The organism is Aneurinibacillus tyrosinisolvens (assembly GCF_001015055.1).
Lineage (GTDB): Bacteria > Bacillota > Bacilli > Aneurinibacillales > Aneurinibacillaceae > Aneurinibacillus_A > Aneurinibacillus_A tyrosinisolvens.
Map to the genome: position 1 here is coordinate 152766 of NZ_BBWZ01000009.1, position 21294 is coordinate 174059.

Here is a 21294-nt window from a genome sequence, read left to right on the forward strand (position 1 = left end):
TATATAGTATAGGTTGCTATCATTATACTATACGCGTCCGCATAGTAAAAAAAGACTCCCGTTCAAGCAAAGGGAGTCTTTCCTGTTTTTATTTCGCTGCGTTGTAGCGCTTGTTCACTTCATCCCAGTTTACTGTGTTCCACCATGCAGACACGTAATCAGGACGTTTGTTTTGATATTTTAAGTAGTAAGCGTGCTCCCATACGTCCACACCAAGAATTGGCGTTTTTCCTTCCATCAGAGGGTTATCCTGGTTTGGTGTGCTTGTAATAGCGAGCTTGCCGCCATCAACAACAACCCATGCCCAGCCGCTTCCGAAACGGGTAGCTGCAGCTTTCGCAAATTCTTCTTTCAGCTTATCAAAGCCTCCGAAAGCTTCAATAGCCTGAGCAACATCACCAGTAGGCTCTCCGCCGCCGTTCGGGCTCATAATCTCCCAGAACAAGCTGTGGTTGTAGTGGCCGCCGCCGTTGTTGCGGACAGCACCCCGAATGTTTTCAGGAACGCTGTCAATGTTTCTCATTAAATCTTCAATGCTCTGTCCTGCCAATTGTTCGTTTCCTTCAAGAGCAGCATTAAGGTTGTTTACGTATGTTGCGTGATGTCTGTCGTGGTGAATCTCCATTGTTTGAGCATCGATATGAGGCTCAAGCGCGTCAAAAGAGTAAGGTAGAGCTGGTAATTCAAATTTTGCCATAACGTAAATCCTCCTTGTGGGTTTGTACGAAAATGTTTCCAAAATCCATTATATCGTACTGGCATTATAATTCAATACTAAACAGATGAGAAAGTATAATAAATCTCCTGTCATTCATTTCTTAAGTTGTGCATTGCTGCTCGATTTCATGTGCAGGTATGGTATAATTTGTTGAATACATAATCAGAAGGGAAAGAATCTATTATGCAGCAACGAAAAGTAGCCCTTATTACAGGCGGGACCCGCGGGATAGGCAAGGCCATTGCCCATAGGCTTGCCGACCAGGGGTGTGATCTTGTAATTAACTATCTACGCAACAGAACGGTGGCCAGAGAGACGGCTGCTGAACTTGAAGCGAAGGGCGTTCGGGTTCACCTTGTAAAAACGAATGTATCTGAAACAGAAAAGATAAAAGAAATGTTCGCGGAAATCGACCGTGAATTTGGCAGACTCGATTATTTTGTCAGCAATGCGGCTTCCGGTGTGCTGCGGCCATTAATGGAGCTGGAACAGTCACACTGGGATTGGACATTGAACATAAACAGCCGGGCTTATCTGTTCTGCGCCCAAGAAGCGGCAAAGCTGATGACAAAAAGCGGGGGAGGAAAGATGGTTGGGCTGTCCAGTCTCGGTTCCCAGCGTGTCATTCCAAACTATACAACCGTAGGGGTATCAAAGGCTGCACTTGAATCATTGACCCGCTACCTCGCTGCCGAACTTGCTTCACAGAACATCGTAGTTAACGCCGTTTCGGGTGGTGCAGTGGATACGGATGCTCTCAAGCACTTTCCCAACCGTCAGGAAATACTGTCGGATGCAGCGGACCGGACCCCTGCCGGCAGGATGGTTACGCCCGATGATCTTGCAAACGCGGTGATGTTCTTGCTTTCAGAAGAAGCTTCCATGATCCGCGGGCAGACTTTGATTGTAGACGGCGGGATTTCGATTCTTTTATAACAGAATACGCAGGAGGACAGGAAGGCCGCTTATAAATTGGGCCTTCCTTCCTTTTATGACAAACAAAATTCACAAAGAAGCATAAAAATGAAAGGGTTTTCTCCCCCCTCCTGAATATATATATAATTATTGCAATTATAAAATAGGGAGGGCGAAGATAATGTATCCTCTAGAAGAAGTACTAACGTGGGAAGCTAAGATGGCAGATGATTTGGATCAGGAGAGACAGCTGCTTGCCGCGTACCGCTGGATTAAAATAGACTTAAACGATAGACGCCAAACCCTTCTTCAAGAAGATACGATTGACGTTCCCGCACTCCAACAGCTGGATGAAGCGATTGTTAGCATCATCGAGTTAATTGATGAAAAAAAGCACCGCATAGAGGAAAAGCAAAGAGAAGTTGAAGCCATGTTTTACCAATGGCAACAGGTCCTTTTGCAAGAAAAATAAAAAAAACCTGCCTGCCTGCATCATGCTTGGGCAGGTTTTCTTTGTGGGGTTGTGCTCAACTATATGATAAATAGCGACATTTTATATGTTGTAGTGTAAAATAAGAAGAGACGAAAAGCAGGGGGGCTACAGGCGTGCTAATACGTTCGTTTCGCTTAGGAGATTACGCTCACATCAGTACAATATGGCAGGAGACAGGGCTGGAGCAGACAGAGACAGAAACGCTTGATGCGCTTGCCAAACAGCTGGCATGGGACAGTGAGCTTGTTATGATTGCTGAGTATGAGGATAAAGTTGCAGGTGTTATTGTTGGAACGATTGACGGTGCCCGCGGGTATTTTTACCGTCTGGCTGTTAATCCGGCTTACCAGAATCTAGGGATTGGCCGTAAGCTTGTTGAAGCTTTGGAGAAACGCTTTAAGGAAAAGGGTGTTACGAGAGTATTTATCATGGTAAACCAGGATAATAAGAAAGTGATTCCTTTTTATAGCTCGATGGGGTATGAGGTAAAGGAGTATATTACATTATCCAAGAAAATCTCATCATAACCGGATGGGTTTATAATAGGATTTTCTTTCGAAAGAGAATAAAAATAACGGGAAGTATATAAGTATATAAACCACGTAGAAAGAAAGGAGAGCGTGATGACGTCACCCGGGACCCCACTTCGCATTGAAAGCTTCAAACATAACCAGTTATTTCATCGCTCATGGGACAAAACATTGTTGCTTCACCTAAGCGATGCTGTGCTTATCGGTGGAAACGACAATGTTCGGGTAACAGAATCGGACGGGCGGGAATGGCGGACGCGCGAACCGGCTATCTGTACGTTTGGCCGTGGTCAGTGGTTTAATACAATTGCTATGATTCGGCCGGATGGCATCTATTATTATTGTAATATCGGGTCACCTTTTTCGTTGCGCAATGGGCTTGTGACATACATTGATTATGATCTTGATGTAAAGGTATATCCCGACATGAGCTATACAATTCTGGATAAAGAAGAATTTGCTTTGCACAGCCGAATGATGAAATATCCTGAGGACGTGGTAGAATTGGTGTATAAAGGAGTTCAGGATGTTGTTGGCTGGATACAGGAAAGACGGGGACCGTTTCATCCCGGCTTTGTTGAACGCTGGTATGAAAGATACTTGCATTTAAAGAACGGCTGAAACTCCTTTTCTGCATGAAAGGGAGTTTTTTATTCTGGCTATTTTTATAAGAACGAAAGGCGGGGGTGAATTGGACAGTATAAAGCGCTATTTGGCTTTTGTAAGGCCGTATTGGAAGAAGATTATGGTAACGATTGTTGTCGGAATCATGAAGTTCGGAATCCCGCTCATTTTACCGCTCCTTCTTAAATACGTTGTTGACGATATTCTGCTCTCCCCGGGAGATGCATCGCAAAAATTAAAGACTTTATTGTACATTATGGGAACCGTATTCATCATTTTCACCGTTGTCAGGGGGCCGATTGAATACTGGCGTCAGTATTTAGCACAATCCGTGTCAAACCGTGTGCTTTATGACATACGGAACAAGGCATTTGACCATATCCAGAAACTTTCCCTCCGGTATTTTCACAACCATAAGGCGGGAGAAATCATCTCACGGGTAGTGAATGACGTTGAGCAGACGAAAAGCTTTGTCGATACAGGATTGATGAACATATGGCTTGACCTCGTCACGCTCCTCATCGCGGCTGGCATTATGTTTTCCATGGATGGGTGGCTGACGCTCGTTTCCATTTGCATGTTTCCGTTCTACGGTTTTTCCGTTAAATACTTCTATTCAAAATTACGAAGCCTGACCAAGGTGCGCTCCCAGGCGCTTGCAACACTGCAGGCGCACCTGCATGAAAGGGTCCAGGGCGTCCCTGTGATTAAAAGCTTCGCCCTGGAAGAGCATGAGCAGGTTCAATTCGATAAGCGCAATAGGAATTTTCTTGACAGGGCCCTGGAGCATACGAGCTGGAATGCGAAGACGTTTGCCGTTGTAAATACCATTACGGACATTTCCCCGCTGCTTGTCATTACGGTCGCAGGGTATCAGGTCATTAACGGGCATCTAACCATTGGGGCTCTTGTTGCGTTTTACGCTTATCTCGACAGGCTGTATGCACCGCTGCGCCGGCTGGTAAATTCATCGACTACATTAACACAGGCATACGCTTCGATGGATAGGGTATTCGAGTTCTTCGATGCTGAGTACGATGTGAAGGATAAACCGAATGCCGTGGTGCTGCCGCGTATCCAGGGACAGGTAACATTCGATAATGTGTCTTTCCGTTATCTCGATAGCGGCGATAACGTATTGAAGGGGATTAACCTTGAGGTAGAGCCGGGGAAAACCATTGCCCTTGTCGGCGCCAGCGGGGGAGGAAAGTCTTCCCTAATCAGCCTGCTGCCCCGTTTCTATGATGTTCGGCAGGGAAGCCTGCGGATTGACGGATACGATATACGCGATGTGACAATGAAAAGCTTACGCAGCCAAATCGGAATCGTGCTGCAGGATAATATTTTATTTAGCGATTCCATCCGGGAGAACATTATGATGGGAAATCCGGAAGCAAGCGAAGAAGACGTAATTGCGGCGGCCAAAGCAGCGAGTGCGCATGATTTTATTATGGAGCTGCCGCAGGGATACGACACGGAGATTGGGGAGCGGGGTGTCAAGCTATCGGGCGGGCAAAAGCAAAGAATTGCGATTGCACGCGTGTTTTTAAAAAATCCGCGGGTTTTAATTCTGGATGAAGCAACATCTGCCCTTGACCTTGAGTCCGAGCATTTAATCCAGCAATCTCTGGAAGAGCTTGCACACAACCGCACGACCTTTATCGTCGCCCACAGGCTGTCGACAATTACACATGCGGACCAAATTGTTTTAATCGAGGATGGACAAATCAAAGAACAGGGTACACACCAGGAATTAATGAATAGCCATGGTTCTTATTATAAATTGTTTACAGTGCAGAATTTAGATGGGGCTGAGCTAGCGCATGAAGGCAAATGATACCCTGGAATAGTACTGGAGATCCTCGTTTTTACGATGGGTCTCTTTTTTTAGTCAGGAAAGCATTAAACGGCAGTAGAAAAGGAAGGCAGCAGGTGCCTTCCTTATACTCTCCTTTACTTCTGGGTCGCGGCCTGGTAAGAGAGGGACTGTGTTTGATTAGTAGCTTGTTTGCCAACTAGATGGCGAACCTGCAGCCACTGCAGGTGATAAGTGAAAAGGAACTCAAACGATTCAAGGTGCCTCTTTGCTTCAAAATCATTCTTACCCCACGCGTAAATCCCATGATTTCGAATAAGAACTCCGGGAACTCTCAAATCCAAAACATCTTCTACAGCGTCTGCGAGCTTAGGGATATCCGCATAGTTTTCTACAATAGGAACCTGGATTTGTGCTCCTTCTTCCCATATACCGAGACCTTTAATTAGCTCCTGGTCACGGAGCGATACATAACCCTGGTCTCCGTACAATTCTGAAATAATATTATTAGAAATCGTATGGACATGGAAAACAGCGCCTGCTTCAGGAATATTCCGGTAAACAGCAGTGTGAACCTGCGTTTCGGCCGATGGTTTTAACGTTGTAGCCTCATAAGGGCGGTTCTCCTTATCAACGACCAAATAATCGGAAGGGGTCGAAACTGTTTTATCTTTGCCGCTTGCTGTTACAGCGACAAGCAGCGGATCGGAGCTGATTTTTATCGAAAGGTTGCCGCTGGTACCGGGAAACCAGCCCCGGGCGGCAAATGTCTGCTTCACTTGATCAAGCTGGTGAAAAGCCTGTTGACGTTGCTCATGTGTAAAAGTGCTCATTGCAAAACCTCCGCTTTATTTTTTAAATCAGCAAGCGCCTGTATGCAGTCCGTAAACGTAGAAAACGGATAATAAGGAATGTTAAGTTCTTCGCATTTTTTCTGCAGGTAAGAGCGGGCAATGACAGCATCGGCGATTTTCGCCCCTTCGAGGTCTGTAATGCTGTCACCGATAACAACTTTAAGATAGCTGGCACTGTCGTACGAGCGGATAATGGTCGTTTTACACATGCCACAGTCTACATCGCAGTGCTCATCACATGGATAAGGATAAATAATGTTGATTGTTTCATCTGAAAAATCACTGTCGTTGCAATAAATTCTATTTATCTCGCTTTCATATGGCGCAAGAATCGGCTTAATGAAGAAGTCAATTCCATTGCTTGTTACTAACAGTTCAATGCCGTTTTTCTTACAGTAAGCAACGAAGTCAGCAAATCCTTCACGTACGTTGGCCCTTTCCAGGACAAAGTCCGTAATTTCCTGCCTTAGGCTGCTTGGAATGAGGGAAAACATTTTATGAACGCCGTCACGAAGGCTTCTTTCCTTGGCAAAAATTTCATCAACGATCGTTTCCCACTCAGGCGGTGCAAACTGTTTCATGATGTCAATAATGTTGTCTTTTTCTGTTATCGTTCCATCGAAGTCACAGAAGATCACAATTTTTTTGCTCATCTTATGCACCTCCCCATTTCTTTAAAGCTGCAGCGAGCGGCTGGCTTTCATTTGCCGCATCCGCCAGTGTTCTTCCGCTCGTTACAGCGTCAATCGCCGCGCGGAACGCTCGGGCACCATCGGCTGCGCCTCCTGGATGGCCGTGGACTCCACCGCCGGCGTTAATAATGGCATCTGTGCCGAAGTCTTCATACAGCTGTGGTACAAGTGCAGGATGAATGCCTGCAGAAGGTACTGGGAAGGACGGCCTGTGTACACCATTTTCTGCACGAACGTTGTCGGCAATGGCGAGGGCTTCATTCCGCTCGAGTGCAACCGAGCCGTAAGGAGAAGGAAACAGCACAAGATCGGCGCCGGCAATCCTCATCAGCTTTCCAAGAAGAAGGGGAGAGGCGATACCGTATTCTGCGGCGGAAGAGAAGGCGCCTGCCAGGGCAGGGTGAGCCATTAAGGGAACAGTGATATCAGGATCAGCGGCCAATCGGTGTAAAATATCAAAACCGTATGGAAGAATATTTAACAGGAGGCAATTTGCCCCGTTTTCAATTGCATATTTTGCCCGATCAATAAGCTGATGGACAGGGCCGGTTAAGTTGGCTGCATATAAAACAGGACGGCCTGCATTTTCTCTAATTCTGTTATATGATTGTAATCTTTTTTCCAGGGGAGCTTTATCGTCCACAAAGAAAATTTCATCGTCTTTAACAAGATCGACTCCGCCTTCCAACTGGGCGGCGAATTGCTCTTCAAGCTCATGAAGAGGCAGCCCGAGGCAAGACTTAAAAATACTCATAAGCAGGGGACGTTCAGTAACGCCGAGCAGGCTTCGAACGCCTTCAATCCCAAACTTTGGCCCTGGAAATTGCGAAAGAAGGGAAGGGGGAAAGTCAATGTCCATCAGCTTAATTTTGCCATCCATTGAAAGCTTGCCGAACACGGTTGTCAATAAAGCCGGAATGTCGGGCGTAATATTCCCAACAGGATATTGAATGGAAATAATGCCTCGTTGAATTCCGCTGCACTCTTCCTGTACGGTTACACCTTCCACTCTTCCAAGGTAAGGGGCCAGCATTTCTTTCCGGGCTGCCGGAAGTTCTGTCCAGCTGCCAACCGTCATCCCTACTGCAATCCCTTCTGCTTTTTTAGATAAATCTTTTCCTTCTGTCAGATAACGAACCGTTATATATTCATTCATAAATTTATTCAGCCTACTTTCCTAGGAAAATAAAAAAGCCCTCTTTCTGAAAGAAAGAGAGCCATCCGTGCATTCTGGCAACGTTCTTATCTTCCAGAATGATCTTTCATTCTGCAGGAATTAGCACCGTGCTTGCTCATTTCTATAAAGATAAAAATGAAAAAGTCGGTTGCCGGGCGTCATCGGGCCGGTCCCTCAGCCATCTCGCGATAAGCGTTATGAAATTATCTCTTAAATGATAATTTGAAAAAATCCGTCTGTCAATCTTTTTTTATAGAAGCTAGTCTTCTTCTGATTGATGAGTATGGAAAGTATGGACGAGTTTGTTTAAGTGCTCAAGCTGATTTGCGTATTCAAAAATCTCTGCAACGATCGGAAATAAATGCTTCCACTGTCCATCATCCTGCTCTTCGGGTGTACTCTTTACCTCTTTATAAAGCAGCATAAATTCGTGAAGGACCCGGTCGTTTTCTTCAATGATTGGTTCAGGAAGCTGCCATGTTTCTTTTGTTTTTAATACACCGCTATACGTCATAAGTATATTCTTGTGATAGTCTGTAAGTTCAACCAGCTGGTGCTTAATCATAGGGAACAGGTAATGCTCATTTGTAAATGAAGAATAGATGTGCCGTTCAAAGGTGCGTAGCATATCCATTTCTTTATATAAAACAGTAACCATTTGTTTAAATAGAACAAGTTTTTTAGAACCGGAGTACGTCACTTTGCGAAAGCGGGTTCGCTCTTCGATGTATAGGTCATAAATTTGTTCGATACTTTTAAAGGCTGACTTCGCTTCGTTCTTCTCTTTACGAAATGCCTTTTCTTCCATCTCGTTATGGACGAGGGTCCGAAGCATAAAGGAAAGCTTATCTGTAAGCTCGCTAACTTCGTTGAATAAGCGCTTTTCATAGTGTGGTGGAATAAATACAGCATTAACGATAGCCGCGGAAAGAATGCCAATCACGGTTAGGAAAAAACGATTCCACGCAAGCTGCAGATTGTTGCCTGTGGATACTTCCATAACTGCAATAACAGTAATGATACTGAGAACAAGACTGTCCTCTAGTTTAAGGCGAAGGTTTATAAGAATAACAATCATAACAACCAGCCCAACAATAAGCGGTTGTGCACCTAAAAAATAAGTGGCGATAACGCCGATAACAGCTCCTATCGCATTTGCCTCAAGCTGTTCCCTTAGCTGCTTCCATGTGCGATAGAGCGTAGGCTGAATGCTTAGCGTTGCAGCAATCGCTGCAATAACAGGCGGATTCAGCTTCAGCCACTTACAAACAAGCAAAGCTAAAATAAGAGCAATTCCGGTTTTAATAATGCGTGCTCCGACTCTCATGTTCCCTCCGTCTATATAGTCTGCTAATACTGTATCTTACCATGGACTGTAAAAAAAGCAACCGGTCCTTGGGAGGGGACCGGCTGCTTTATAAAGGTGGTAAATCACACTGCAATTTGGGAGATGCAGGTGAAAGTTAAATTACTCAGTCGCGATAGAAGGATCAGCCTGTTCTTTTACAGGTGTCACCATCACAAAGTTTGTTTCGGCCTGTGCCAGCAGTTGTCTGATGTGCTCAGCAGTCTGTGGCTGGTTGCTTGCTTCCAGTTCTGTAACATATTCGCCAAGCAGATAGGAGAGGTCTTCCTTTCCTTTCTGGTTGAGCGGTTGGAGCGTAACCTTCGCTGCTTTGGCAATCCGGCGTTTAATTGCGGCTTCATCAAGCCCCATTTCCGGTTGAATATGCAGGTACACGGTTCCCCCTGTCATACCGGAGCAAATCCACGGACCCGGGTCGCCTAATACAACCGCACGGCCGTTCGTCATATACTCGAAAGCAAATCCTTTAATATTGGCGCGGGCACCGATGCCTCCCAGGCTGTCGTTAATCGGTTGTGTTAATTCCCCGCCGATAATGACGTCAGCCCCGGAGAGCCGGATGCAGGCGCGGGCATCCGCATTGCCCTGCACGATATAGAGCCCTTTCTGGGCGCCGTAGCAGAAGCTTTTCCCGACTGAACCGTTAATGAAACCACCATGTGCATTCGGTGATTTCATAATGCTTACCCGTCCGCCGAATCCTGTTTTTCCTACGCCGTCCTGGGCTCCGCCACGGACTCGAATCGATACGCCCTCCGCATTAAAAGCGGCGAGGCCGTTCCCCGGCACGCTTCCGTTATCAAATGTCAGGGAAACTTCCGGCAGGTTGACATAGCTTCCGTCAAGGTACGGTTTAACACGGGCACCCGAATAGCGGCTTCCAAGGACCCGCTGATCACTTAGCACATCCGTAAACGTTTCGTTAATAGGCGCTTGCGGCGAAGCATAGGAGTCTTCAATTTCATACGACTCCACCCCTGCGGCGACAAGCACTCTGGATTCAACGCGTGGGCTTTCCGCATAAGGGAATGAGACCTCACGAAGCAGGGATGATAGATCCAATTGCGAAAGCCCGCGGGTCTGGATCATAAGATCGGCGCGTCCGACCATGTCCTGCGTCCGCTCGAATCCCAGTTCTGCAGTCAAAAGCCTAACCTCTTCACCGATAGCCGTAAACAAACGCTTCAAATTCTCAACAGCAATATCGAGTACGCGCGGTACGAAGCGGCGAAGTCCGTGTTCCTGCGCTTCCTCTACTGTTTCAATTTGCGTTGCAATCCCAACATGACATGTATCGAGGTGGCAGCCGCGGCACGTCGTACATCCGACAGCGAGCATGGACAGCGTGCCGAACCCGACACGGTTTGCTCCCAGAAGGAGCATTTTCACGACATCGTGGCCGCCCTTTATACCGCCGTCAGCCCATAGTTCTACTTTATCCCGCAATCCGGCTTCAATGAGCGCGGTATGCGCTGCTTTTACCCCGATTTCCACCGGAAGCCCTACGTGTTGAAGCGCGTGCACCCGGGCTGCTCCTGTGCCTCCGTCAAAACCGCTCAAGGTAATAAAATCCGCACCGGCCTTTGCGACGCCTACTGCAATCGTACCAATATTGGGGACAATGGGTACTTTAACACAGACTTTGGCTTCACTGTTTGCCGTCTTCAGTTCCGTAATCATCTGCGCGAGATCTTCGATCGAATAAATATCATGGTTATTCGAAGGGGAGATAAGGTCGGACCCCAGCGTAGCATTCCGTGCCGCAGCAACCTTTGCGGTAACCTTCTTGCCTGGCAAGTGCCCACCTTCTCCCGGCTTTGCTCCCTGGCCGATTTTAATCTCAAGCAGGTTAGATGAATTAGCAAGCTCTATGTTCACCCCGAAACGTCCGGAAGCAATCTGCTGCCCGCGTGTTCTCGGATATTTGCCGAGCATATCTTTAATTTCGCCGCCCTCGCCGTTAAAGCTAATCATGTTTAGCTGATCGGCTGCTTCCGCATAAGCCCTGAAGGCAGTTTCGTTCTGCGATCCAAAGGACATTGATGAAATGAGGAACGGGAGGCTGTGTTCCCCGATTGAGACATCCACAGTTTCAGGTGCTACCGGAGCTCCTGACTTTGATTTATCAAAGTCAGCAAGGTGACGGATAGCCAGCGGATTTTCCTGTTCCTGGAGTATTAATTTATCCGCGAATTCGCGGTACGGAAGGCTGCCTGATGCTACCTCCCCAATGGATTTCCAAATTCTCGGCCACAGGTGGAATATTTTTGCCGGTCTCGCCTGCTCACTATTGAATTCCTCGTAGCGCGTTTTGCTGTCTTCCTCTAAATTAAGGAAGGATATACCGGCCTTTTCACTTCCGCAGAAATTGACAATATCAAGGATTTCTGCAACTTCTGTGTGCAGGCCAATCGAAGAGAAGAGACGGGAATAGCCGCGAAGCTCATGAATTCCTATCGTAGAAATGACTTTTTCCAACCCTTTGTTTAAAGACTGGAAAAGGTTGCTTACTGAGCGTTCTGCATCTTTCGCGAAAACGGTAGCGAAGAGCAGGTAAGGGGACACAGCGTCTGCACCAAGCCCGAATAACAGGGCGAGGTCGTGCAGGCTTCGAATGGCTCCCGAACGCACAATAAGGGTCACCTGACGGCGCAGATTATTGTTTCCTCTTTCACCGGCTATTTTTAACGCATGATCGATCTTTGCCAGGGCAAGATGAGGATCGAGCCAGAAGTTGCCGTTCTGATGCGACTGGCCATCATCGAGTAAAAGAATGCGTGCGCCGCCTTCAGCTGCAGAAACCGCAGTGGAGGCAATTCTTTCAAGAGCATTAGCGATCTTTTCCTCTCCGCTAAAATGAACAGGAACGATCGAGGCCGAGGCTGGGAAATGTTCCATAATTTGTTCGAGTGACAGGGTATGAAGTTCTTCTGCCAGGTTCTGAAGAGAAGATCCTTCCAGCAGAATTGGAGAAGGAAGTTCCAACCCTTGTGTTACTCCGTTATTCGCAGGGAAAAGTGCAGGGCGTCCGCCGATGACAACGCGTGTTGAAAAATGCTCCATTTCCCGCTCCCGGTCGATTGCCGGGTTCGTTACAACGGCTACACTTTCTTTAATATAGTCAGGGATATTTTGCCGTACTTCTGCAATGGCAGCCAGAGGCGCATCGTGACCAAGTGAACGAATTGGTTCCGCTCCGTTCGTAGCCATCTGCTCTGCAAGCTGGATGTGCTCTCTTTCCCAGCCAAACGCCGCATATTGCTGGTTCGTCACGCCTTCGATATCGGAATAAGGAGCTGTAGCGGCCGGGGCATGAGAGAATTGAAGCTGTGTGCGGAAGCCTGCAAAATCCGCTTTTTTAAGTGAACGTTCGAGAACAAGGTTCTGTACCTCATGGTGCAAAATGACCTGAACCGGCTGTCCCGGATTCAACTGCACGCCAACCTTTTCGCCTGGTGCAAGGGATTTAGGTTCGTTAACCATCTCATACACAGGAACGACTCCCTGTTCGGAAGAGAAATAGAGAGAGGTTTCGCTCTCTACCATCCATACAGGACGAAGGCCAAGTGCGTCGACGCTAAAGATACATTCGTTTCCATAACGAGATACGATACCGGCCGGCCCCTGAGCATAATGGCCCCATGTCTGACGGTAATAAACATAAAGGTCCTGCAGCTCCGGACGTAAGTTTTTCATTTCATTAATAATCGGCGGGAACACCATTTCCATCGCTTCAAATAGAGATAAATCATAGCGGTGGATAAGCGTCTCGATCGCTCTGTTCATATTTTGCGAGTCGCTGCCGCCCTTAACAAGATCGACACCGAGCATAGTTGCTTCGTCTTCCAGTTTACGAATCGTGTTAATCTCTCCGTTATGTCCGAGAATCGTAAACGGCTGGACGCGGAAGAAATTGGACAGTGTATTCGTAGAATAGCGGTTATGTCCGACCGTTACAGAAGACGCAAATTCCGGCTCCTGAATGTCCTGGAAATAATCAGGAAGAATATTAGCGGCCCCCATTACCTTATAGGAAGCGGAGTAGTTGCTCAGAGAAGCCACATGAACGTTATACGTTTCTTCGATAGCGATGAGCAATTCAAACAATGTATTTTCAATTCTATTTTTTCCTTTATAGTTACAGGCAAGCTGCCAGAAAACAGGCTCATCTGCACGGCCGTTCTTACCCAGCACCGCGCTGTTTACAGCGCCCTGTTGTTCCAACTCAATGGTTACTTCTGCTTCAGCAAACATCTGCCGGATGGAAGACATTACATTCTCTACATCGCAATTACGTGCGGGAATGAAAATATGGCCTATGGCAAAAGAAGGCGAGTAAGCCAGTTCAGCAGGTTTTCCGGCGTCAGCCAGCTTCTTCGCCCACAATTCGCGGGGAATATCGCTTAGGATACCGCATCCATCGCCTTCGCCGTCAATAAATCCTGAACGGTGTTCCATCTTGATAAGGGCATTGATGATTTTAGAAATGTTATCACGGTGTGGTTTACCGTTTTTTTCAATAATAGCAACAATGCCACAGCTGTCATGCTCTTCTGCCTGATGATTGCGGAAATTGCCGAAATCTGCTTTTTTCATCACTTCGGTCAGTGAACTGACCTTCACCTCCTAAATAAACAGTAGAAATCTCTCACTTCTGCCATTCTTATATTCCACACAGGATGCTGTTCGATTTTCTATGTGTGTTACCGAACTGTTGTGCGGGGAATGGCGGGTACGTTCTTAAATGAAACAGAACGTTTGAAAAAGTAAATATAGAATAAAGAATATCACGAATTTTCTTTTCGAACAATAAGCTAATGATTAAATATTCATATGTAAGCGTTTTTACCCGTGCTGTGAACAAGAAATTAAATAATCGTAATTGAAAGTTTTAAGAGGTTTATCCGAACAATAAACCCTTCCAAGCCCGAAAAAGTTTGTGTTTATTTGTCCGCCTTTGAGAGTTTATCAGCAAGGTTCTTGTGAAAGGTATACGATTATAGAATAAAATTACCTATTTATACTTTTTGATAATATTTGTATATAAAAAGCGGGAGTATCCGCAGACACTCCCGCTTTTTTATGAAAATAATGGATAAATATTAATTCTAACGCATTTTTATAAAAGACTTACCCGCTGCTTCGATGGTGCGGTTAATGTCGTCTTCTGTATGGGCGGTTGTAATAAACCATGCTTCATATTTTGAAGGGGCAAGGCATACGCCTTCCTCCAGAATGTTCCGGAAGAAATGGGCAAAAGCTTCACCGTCAGCAGCTTTCGCTTCCTCATAATTGGTCACAGGGCCTTCAGTAAAATACATGGCGAGCGCACCTACTACTCTGTTAATTATTACACCTATACCTGCTGACGCTGCGCCCTTGCGCAGGCCATCTTCAAGCATAGCGCCAAGGCGGCCCATTTCTTCATAGACGCCTGGCTGTTCAAGCACCTCTAAGCACGCGATTCCTGCCTGGATGGATACCGGGTTCCCCGCATGCGTGCCCGCCTGGTAAGCAGGGCCAAGCGGTGCAACCTGCTCCATAATGTCTTTTCTTCCGCCGTAGGCGCCGATCGGAAGTCCGCCGCCGATAATTTTGCCAAGCGCCGTTAAATCCGGTTCGATACCAAGCAGGTTTTGTGCTCCACCGTACGTGAAACGAAAGGCGGTAATCACTTCATCATAAATGACAAGCGCTCCAGCTGCGTGGGCCAGCCGGTTTACCTCTTCAAGGAAGCCTTCCTTAGGCATAACAATACCGAAGTTACCGACAATCGGTTCAACAAGAACACCGGCGATTTCGTGGCCCCATTTTTCCATCGCTTGAGACAAAGCATCTACATCGTTAAACGGAACGGTGATGACTTCATTTGCAATTGACTGCGGAATCCCCGCACTGTCGGGAATTCCAAGGGTAGACGGCCCGGAGCCTGCGGCAACAAGCACCAAATCGGAGTGTCCGTGGTAACAGCCGGCGAATTTAAGGATTTTTGTGCGCCCGGTGTACGCGCGGGCAACACGAATCGTTGTCATAACGGCTTCGGTTCCGGAGTTGTTAAAACGGATTTTCTCCATAGAAGGGATCGCTTCCCGAATTTTGCGGGCGAATTTAATTTCCCATGGAGTAGGGGTGCCGTACAGTGTACCATTTTGTGCCGCCCGTGTGATCGCTTCTGTTATATGCGGATGGGCATGCCCTGTAATAATAGGGCCGTAGGTGCAAGGTAATCTATGTATTTGTTTCCATCTACATCCCAGAAATAGGCACCTTTTGCTTTTTCCATCGTGACGGGTGCACCGCCGCCAACTGCTTTAAAAGAGCGGGACGGGCTGTTGACTCCGCCAACAATAACGTCGGTCGCTTCCCTGTATAGTTGTTCAGAACGTGAGTGATTCAAATGGCATTCCTCCTGTATGAATGTGTCTTTTATACTTTACCACTGATGAAAACTTATTGTAAAAGAGGTATAATTGTATCTTATGGATCTGAAGTGGAGGGAGAAAATATATGCTGCGGATTGAAGCAAAAGGACTGACAAAAGAATTTAAATCGTACACGAGTCGCGCCGGTCTTTCCGGAGCTTTCCGTGATTTGTTTAATCGCCAATATAGAACGATGCGTGCTGTCGATTCGATTGACCTGCGCATTGAGCCGGGAGAAATGGTCGGATATATTGGGGAAAATGGAGCGGGTAAATCAACAACGATCAAGATGCTGACCGGCATTCTTATGCCGACGTCCGGCTATTTGCGTGTAAATGGAATGGACCCGCATCGGGAAAGGGAGCGTTTTGTCCAAACGATTGGCGTAGTTTTTGGGCAGAGGAGCCAGCTGTGGTGGGATATTGCTGTTCAGGAGTCATTTACTCTTCTGAAGAAGGTATATAGGATTTCGGATGAACAATATAACAAACATATGCGCCATGTTATTGAGGTGCTTGAAATTGAGGACCTGCTCACCAGGCCGGTTCGTAAGCTAAGCCTTGGACAGCGCATGCGGTGCGAGCTGGCAGCGGCTTTGATTCATAACCCGCCGTTATTATTCCTTGATGAGCCTACCATTGGGCTTGATGTGCTTGTGAAGCTGAAAATCCGTGAATTTCTTAAGGAGATTAACGAAGAGTACGGGACGACGATTTTGCTTACCACGCACGATCTTTCAGATATTGAAGCGCTATGCTCCCGGGTTGTCATGCTGGATGGAGGGAAAGTTATATACGACGGAGGGCTTAATGAACTGCGGACAACATGGGGGAATCAGAAAACTGTACTCATTGAATTCACAAATCCTGTAGCTGCAGATAGCCTGAGTCTTCTCACAAAAAGCCTCCCTGTGAGCTGGCAGCGGGAAAACGAGCTTCGCTATCGGGCGGTTTTCGCGGAGGAAAATACGGCCATTTCCGAACTTCTATCTCTTATTATTCCTCATTATGAAGTAAAGGATATATCAATCGAGGCTACCAGCACCGAAGAAATTGTTCGTGAAATATACAGAGAAGGTATCGCTCATGCTTAGTATGTATGCGGAAATCATTCGGATTCGTTTTCTTACGATGCTGGCGTACCGGGTAAATTACTACAGTGGGATTGTTGTCTACGGTATTAACATCGGTGCCTACTATTTCCTCTGGAATGCAATATACGGCGGGCAATCAACCATGGGGGGGATGACATCCTTGCAAATGGTTACGTATGTTGCGATAAGCTGGATGGCGCGGGCATTTTACTTTAACAACATCGATCGGGAAATGGCGCTGGATATAAAAGAAGGCAAAGTTGCGATTGAGATGATTCGCCCTTACAATTACCTTCTTGTTAAAATGATGCAGGGGCTGGGTGAGGGGGTTTTTCGTCTTTTGTTTTTCTCGATACCTGGCATGCTCATTGTCAGTTTTATTTTTCCGATTCATTATCCCCACAGTGTGAGCACATGGATGTGGTATGCGTTGAGCCTGCTCATTAGCTTTACGATAAATACGCAAATTAACTTGATTACAGGACTGCTTACCTTCTTCTTTTACAACAATGATGGATTAATGAGGGCCAAGCGCGTGGTCGTTGACCTGTTCTCCGGGCTGATTCTGCCGATTAGCTTCTACCCGCTGTGGGCACAGGAAATATTGAAGTACTTGCCGTTTCAGGCGATTAGCTACCTGCCAGGAGTGATTTTTACCCAGGCAGTCAAGGGGCAGGCCATTTATTCCGCCGTTTTCATTCAGGTTATCTGGCTGCTTGTTCTTATGATTCCGATTCAGTGGATGTGGTGGCGTGCCCGCAAAAACGTCATCATTCAGGGGGGGTAATCCATGTTTTATCTTTCGTTGTTCTGGGATTATCTCAAGCAGTATTTCAAAATGCGCTTTGCCTATCGCATGGACTTCGTGAATGGGATTCTCTCGGACTTTGTTTTTCAATTGACTAATCTTATTTTTATCCTTGTAGTGTTTCAGCATACATCCTTGCTAAAAGGGTGGTCGAAGGATGAGATTATTTTTATCTATGGCTTTTTTCTTGTTCCTTATGCTGTATTCTCCACGTTCTTCAATCTATGGGAGTTCCAGGAGAAATACATTATTAAAGGGGAAATGGACCGGATTTTAACGCGGCCTGCCCACAATTTATTTCAGGTTATGCTTGAGACAATGGACCCGCAGTCACTTGTCGGAGCGGCAACGGGGTTGATTATTATGACATATTCGGGAATTCAGCTGGGTCTGGATTTTTCGTGGTATGACCCGATTGTTTTCGTTCTCCTGGTCATTTCGGGTGCCCTTGTGTATGGCGGGGTATATACAGGCATCGCGGCGATCGGCTTCTTTACAGACTCGAAAACAGGAATATCGCCGATGATTTATAACGTCCAGAACTACGGACGTTACCCCGTCAATATTTACAACAAAGCCATTCGATTTCTGCTCACCTGGATTTTGCCGTTCGCTTTCGTTGGTGTGTATCCGGCAGCTTATTTCTTAAAGAGACAGGAATATTATTTTTACAGTATGCTGACGCCTGTAATTGGGGTTGTGTTTTTTGCCCTCGGTGTAATGGCGTGGAATTATGGAGTGAAAAATTACAAAGGAGCAGGTTCCTGAATGCAGGAGCCGCTCCTTTCTTTGTTTTATATGGGAAAAGTTGATAAGATGAAAGAGAAATATATCATTCAACGTTTGAGGAGGTATTTACATGGCTGATTTAACGGTTGGACAGGCAGCCCCCGACTTTACACTGCCTGCAAGCAATGGAGAAGAGGTTTCGCTCCATGATTTTCGCGGCAAAAATGTTGTTCTCTATTTTTACCCGAAGGATAATACGCCGGGATGCACAAAAGAATCGTGTGATTTCCGTGATAACGCGGGCCAATTTGAAGCTAAAAATACGATTATCCTCGGGGTTAGTACCGATAGTTTAGCGTCGCATGATAAATTTATTAAAAAGTACGATTTGCCTTTTATACTGCTCAGTGACACGGATGCGGCTGTTTCGAAATTGTATGACGTGTATAAGCTTAAAAAGAATTTCGGGAAAGAGTATATGGGGATTGAGCGTTCCACTTTCATCATTGATAAAGAGGGGCAGCTCGCCCGGGAATACCGAAAAGTGAAAGTAGATGGACACGTGGAAGAGGCGCTTGCTTTTATCCGTGAAAATTTGGAATAATGTTTTTTTATAAATAAGGTGAGGTGTAGGTAATGGGCATAGCTCATTATGATTGGACGGATTATTATGATGTGATTTCAACGGGCATTGATTATGACATCGAGTTTTATACGGAGCTGGCTAAGAGTGCAAATGGGCCGGTACTTGATTTGGCGTGCGGCACAGGCCGTTTTTTGGTTCCGATGGCGATGCAGGGAATCGAGGTTGTTGGCGTCGATTCCTCGGACAAAATGCTCGCAAAAGCAAAGGCGAAAGCGGAGATTGCAAAGGTGGTAGATCGTATCGCTTTTGTTGAGGCGGATATGCGTTCTTTTGAACTTGAACGGACGTTTCCTCTTGTGATGGTTCCTTATCGTTCCTTTCTTCATCTTCTGACGGTAAAGGATCAGGTCGCTGCGCTAAGGCAAATCCGAAAGCATTTAGCAAAAGATGGTTTGCTTGCGCTGAATATATTTGTCCCTTTGATTAAGCACTTATATGAACAGGAAGAAAGAAGTTCTACCCGGGGGATTTATCCGATTCCGGGGAGCGAGGATCGTCTCGTTGTTTGGGATTACACGAGGTACGACCATTTTCAGCAAATAGCAGAAATCATTCGCCAGTACGAACGTACAAATAAATCGGGGGAATTGATACAGCGTGTCATTGCTCCTTTTCACATACGCTATATTTTTCCGATGGAGCTTCATCATCTTCTGAAGTTAGCGGGTTTTTCCGTTGTTTCCAGGTATGGGGATTTTAAGAAAGCAGCGTTCGGGCCTGAAAGTACTGAACTCATTATCGTGGCCAAAAAAGAATAGCATGCAGGGGAGATGAGAACGTATGAAGATTGTTTCCACGGCAAAAATGGGCCAGCGCCATCAACACGCGCTGCAGGAAAAATTTGCGCACCATGACTTTCACTTCTACCCTTCTCTAAAAGAAGCGGGTGGAGTAGTCAGAGACGCAGAAATTTTAATTACATATGGTGAAGATTTAACTCCCGAAAGGGTTATGGAAATGACTCGGCTGCACTGGATTCAGGTAATTAGCGCCGGCTTGGACATAATGCCGCTTCCTGCCCTGGGGAAGGCCGGAGTTATTGTAACGAATGCCAGTGGCATCCATAAGATTCCGATGGCTGAATATACGTTTGCTGTGCTGCTGCAGGTCGCGCGTGAAATGAATACACTATATGAGAATCAGAAAAACAAAAAGTGGGACCGAACGCTTCGGGTGGAAGAACTGTATGGAAAAACAATGGGGATTATCGGCGTAGGCGCCATTGGTGAAGAAATTGCGCGGCGGGCGAAAGTTTTTGGTATGCAAGTCCTTGGCGTTTCCCGCAGCGGCCATCCTAAAGATGTATGTGACGAGATGCATAAGCAGTCGGAACTATTGAAGGTTCTTCCCCGTTGCGACTATGTTGTGATTGCAGTTCCTTTGACGGAGGAGACACGGGGGCTGCTGGGGAAGAAAGAGCTTGAGGCAATGCGGCAGGATGCGGTTTTAATCAACATTGCGAGAGGGGAAGTAGTTGACGAAAAAAGACTCATCGAGCGTTTGGTGAATAAACAGCTAAAAGCTGCTGTACTGGATGTTTTTTCGCAAGAGCCTTTACCTGAAACGTCCCCGATCTGGGAGCTTGATAATTGCATTATAACTCCGCATATATCCGGACGTTCTCCCCTTTACATGGAAAGGGCGATGGAAATTTTTCATCAGAACCTTGATCTGTATGATAAAGGATTAAAGGATGAGATGATAAATAAAATTGATTGCAGGCGCGGGTATTAGCCGGTGTGCAGCTTTTAGTCATATAAAATGGGAGGGAATACGAAATGAAGATTTATACAAAATCCGGCGATAAAGGGGAAACAAGTCTGATTTATGGAGTTCGTGTCCCTAAATACGATCTGCGTGTCGATGCCTACGGTACATGTGATGAAGCGAATTCTGCCATCGGGTTAGCTTTGTCGTATTTACCTGAAGAGGAAGAGTGGACTGAATTTAGGTCCGTTTTTCATATTATCCAAACGAAGCTGTTTCATGTTGGGGCGGAGTTAGCTACTCCTGCAGGAAAAGAGGTTGGATGGAAACTTGAGGAAGCTGACGTGCAGTTCCTTGAGAAATCGATTGATAAGTGGGATGAACAGTTGCCTGCCTTGACAAACTTTGTTCTTCCCGGAGGGGCTTCTTCAGGAGCGGGGCTTCACTTTGCCCGAACGGTTGTGCGCAGGGCGGAGCGCAAGGCAATCGCACTTAGAGAGAGCGGAGAAGTTAACCCGACTGTAATAAGGTATCTAAACCGATTATCCGACTTTTTATTTGTAGCAGCACGCTATGCAAATCATAAATTAGGTAAGATTGAGCCTGCGCTTCATCAGGAATAGGAACGGAATTTAAAGCAAGATAATTCCATCGTAAAATTATCTTGCTTTAAAAAAACCATGTGATATATTATATAAGTCGCC

General features: G+C 46.2%; 18 protein-coding genes, 1 pseudogene and 1 riboswitch. Of the genes and pseudogenes, 12 read left to right on the forward strand and 7 right to left on the reverse strand.

The features are described from left to right. Positions 1–88: 88 nt before the first annotated feature. Complete coding sequence (locus tag MBEAL2_RS11140; RefSeq protein ID WP_047152373.1) at positions 89–697, reverse strand: superoxide dismutase; 609 nt, start codon at positions 695–697, stop codon at positions 89–91. A 204-nt stretch (positions 698–901) separates the two neighbouring features. Here MBEAL2_RS11140 and fabL point away from each other — a divergent pair, with 204 nt between their 5' ends. The 5 genes from fabL to MBEAL2_RS11165 all read left to right on the forward strand — a co-directional run bounded on the left by fabL (position 902) and on the right by MBEAL2_RS11165 (position 5117). Then, on the forward strand, positions 902–1654 hold the full coding sequence (fabL, locus tag MBEAL2_RS11145; protein ID WP_047152374.1) for an enoyl-[acyl-carrier-protein] reductase FabL: 753 nt from the start codon (positions 902–904) through the stop codon (positions 1652–1654). A gap of 160 nt (positions 1655–1814) precedes the next feature. Next, on the forward strand, positions 1815–2105 hold the full coding sequence (locus tag MBEAL2_RS11150; RefSeq protein WP_047152375.1) for a hypothetical protein: 291 nt from the start codon (positions 1815–1817) through the stop codon (positions 2103–2105). Between the two features lie 134 nt (positions 2106–2239). Continuing rightward, positions 2240–2653 carry a GNAT family N-acetyltransferase gene (locus MBEAL2_RS11155; protein WP_047152376.1) on the forward strand — a complete coding sequence of 138 codons (414 nt, stop codon included), beginning with the start codon at positions 2240–2242 and terminating at the stop codon, positions 2651–2653. A gap of 93 nt (positions 2654–2746) precedes the next feature. Then, positions 2747–3277 carry a DUF402 domain-containing protein gene (locus tag MBEAL2_RS11160; RefSeq protein ID WP_439644851.1) on the forward strand — a complete coding sequence of 177 codons (531 nt, stop codon included), beginning with the start codon at positions 2747–2749 and terminating at the stop codon, positions 3275–3277. Between the two features lie 70 nt (positions 3278–3347). Continuing rightward, a complete protein-coding gene (locus MBEAL2_RS11165; protein WP_152667768.1) occupies positions 3348–5117 on the forward strand; it encodes an ABC transporter ATP-binding protein in 1770 nt (589 codons plus the stop codon). A gap of 116 nt (positions 5118–5233) precedes the next feature. Here MBEAL2_RS11165 and MBEAL2_RS11170 read toward each other — a convergent pair whose 3' ends face one another. The 6 genes and pseudogenes from MBEAL2_RS11170 to MBEAL2_RS11195 form a co-directional block, all read right to left on the reverse strand. After that, entirely contained in the window at positions 5234–5929 is a 696-nt protein-coding gene (locus tag MBEAL2_RS11170; RefSeq protein WP_047152378.1) for a methylthioribulose 1-phosphate dehydratase, read from the reverse strand. Next, the gene (locus tag MBEAL2_RS11175) at positions 5926–6603 is read right to left on the reverse strand and encodes a 2-hydroxy-3-keto-5-methylthiopentenyl-1-phosphate phosphatase (RefSeq protein ID WP_047152379.1); all 678 of its coding nucleotides are present in this window, start codon (positions 6601–6603) and stop codon (positions 5926–5928) included. The genes MBEAL2_RS11170 and MBEAL2_RS11175 overlap by 4 nt, the downstream gene beginning before the upstream one ends. A 1-nt stretch (position 6604) precedes the next feature. Next, positions 6605–7798 (reverse strand): 2,3-diketo-5-methylthiopentyl-1-phosphate enolase, encoded by a 1194-nt coding sequence (locus tag MBEAL2_RS11180; protein WP_047152380.1) that lies wholly within the window; start codon positions 7796–7798, stop codon positions 6605–6607. 83 nt (positions 7799–7881) lie between these two features. After that, positions 7882–8014, reverse strand: a riboswitch (SAM riboswitch). A gap of 64 nt (positions 8015–8078) precedes the next feature. Then, on the reverse strand, positions 8079–9146 hold the full coding sequence (locus MBEAL2_RS11185) for an FUSC family protein (protein ID WP_047152381.1): 1068 nt from the start codon (positions 9144–9146) through the stop codon (positions 8079–8081). A gap of 141 nt (positions 9147–9287) precedes the next feature. Continuing rightward, the gene (locus tag MBEAL2_RS11190; RefSeq protein WP_047152382.1) at positions 9288–13781 is read right to left on the reverse strand and encodes a glutamate synthase-related protein; all 4494 of its coding nucleotides are present in this window, start codon (positions 13779–13781) and stop codon (positions 9288–9290) included. Positions 13782–14293: 512 nt separating this feature from the next. Continuing rightward, positions 14294–15582, reverse strand: a pseudogene (locus tag MBEAL2_RS11195) (glutamate-1-semialdehyde 2,1-aminomutase). Positions 15583–15692: 110 nt separating this feature from the next. Here MBEAL2_RS11195 and MBEAL2_RS11200 point away from each other — a divergent pair. The 7 genes from MBEAL2_RS11200 (at position 15693) to MBEAL2_RS11230 (ending at position 21213) form a co-directional block, all read left to right on the forward strand. Next, positions 15693–16700 (forward strand): ABC transporter ATP-binding protein, encoded by a 1008-nt coding sequence (locus tag MBEAL2_RS11200; protein WP_047152383.1) that lies wholly within the window; start codon positions 15693–15695, stop codon positions 16698–16700. Further along, positions 16693–17487 carry an ABC transporter permease gene (locus tag MBEAL2_RS11205; RefSeq protein WP_082129896.1) on the forward strand — a complete coding sequence of 265 codons (795 nt, stop codon included), beginning with the start codon at positions 16693–16695 and terminating at the stop codon, positions 17485–17487. Before MBEAL2_RS11200 ends, MBEAL2_RS11205 begins: the two co-directional genes overlap by 8 nt. A gap of 3 nt (positions 17488–17490) precedes the next feature. Further along, positions 17491–18276: an ABC transporter permease gene (locus MBEAL2_RS11210; RefSeq protein ID WP_047152384.1), complete on the forward strand. Its 786-nt coding sequence runs from the start codon at positions 17491–17493 to the stop codon at positions 18274–18276. A gap of 91 nt (positions 18277–18367) precedes the next feature. Then, positions 18368–18841 carry a thioredoxin-dependent thiol peroxidase gene (bcp, locus tag MBEAL2_RS11215; RefSeq protein WP_047152385.1) on the forward strand — a complete coding sequence of 158 codons (474 nt, stop codon included), beginning with the start codon at positions 18368–18370 and terminating at the stop codon, positions 18839–18841. A gap of 32 nt (positions 18842–18873) precedes the next feature. Further along, the gene (locus tag MBEAL2_RS11220; RefSeq protein ID WP_369405493.1) at positions 18874–19641 is read left to right on the forward strand and encodes a class I SAM-dependent methyltransferase; all 768 of its coding nucleotides are present in this window, start codon (positions 18874–18876) and stop codon (positions 19639–19641) included. Positions 19642–19663: 22 nt separating this feature from the next. Next, the gene (locus MBEAL2_RS11225) at positions 19664–20617 is read left to right on the forward strand and encodes a D-2-hydroxyacid dehydrogenase (RefSeq protein ID WP_047152386.1); all 954 of its coding nucleotides are present in this window, start codon (positions 19664–19666) and stop codon (positions 20615–20617) included. Between the two features lie 44 nt (positions 20618–20661). Then, positions 20662–21213, forward strand: a complete 552-nt coding sequence (locus tag MBEAL2_RS11230) for a cob(I)yrinic acid a,c-diamide adenosyltransferase (RefSeq protein WP_047152387.1) — start codon at positions 20662–20664, stop codon at positions 21211–21213. Positions 21214–21294 lie beyond the last annotated feature (81 nt).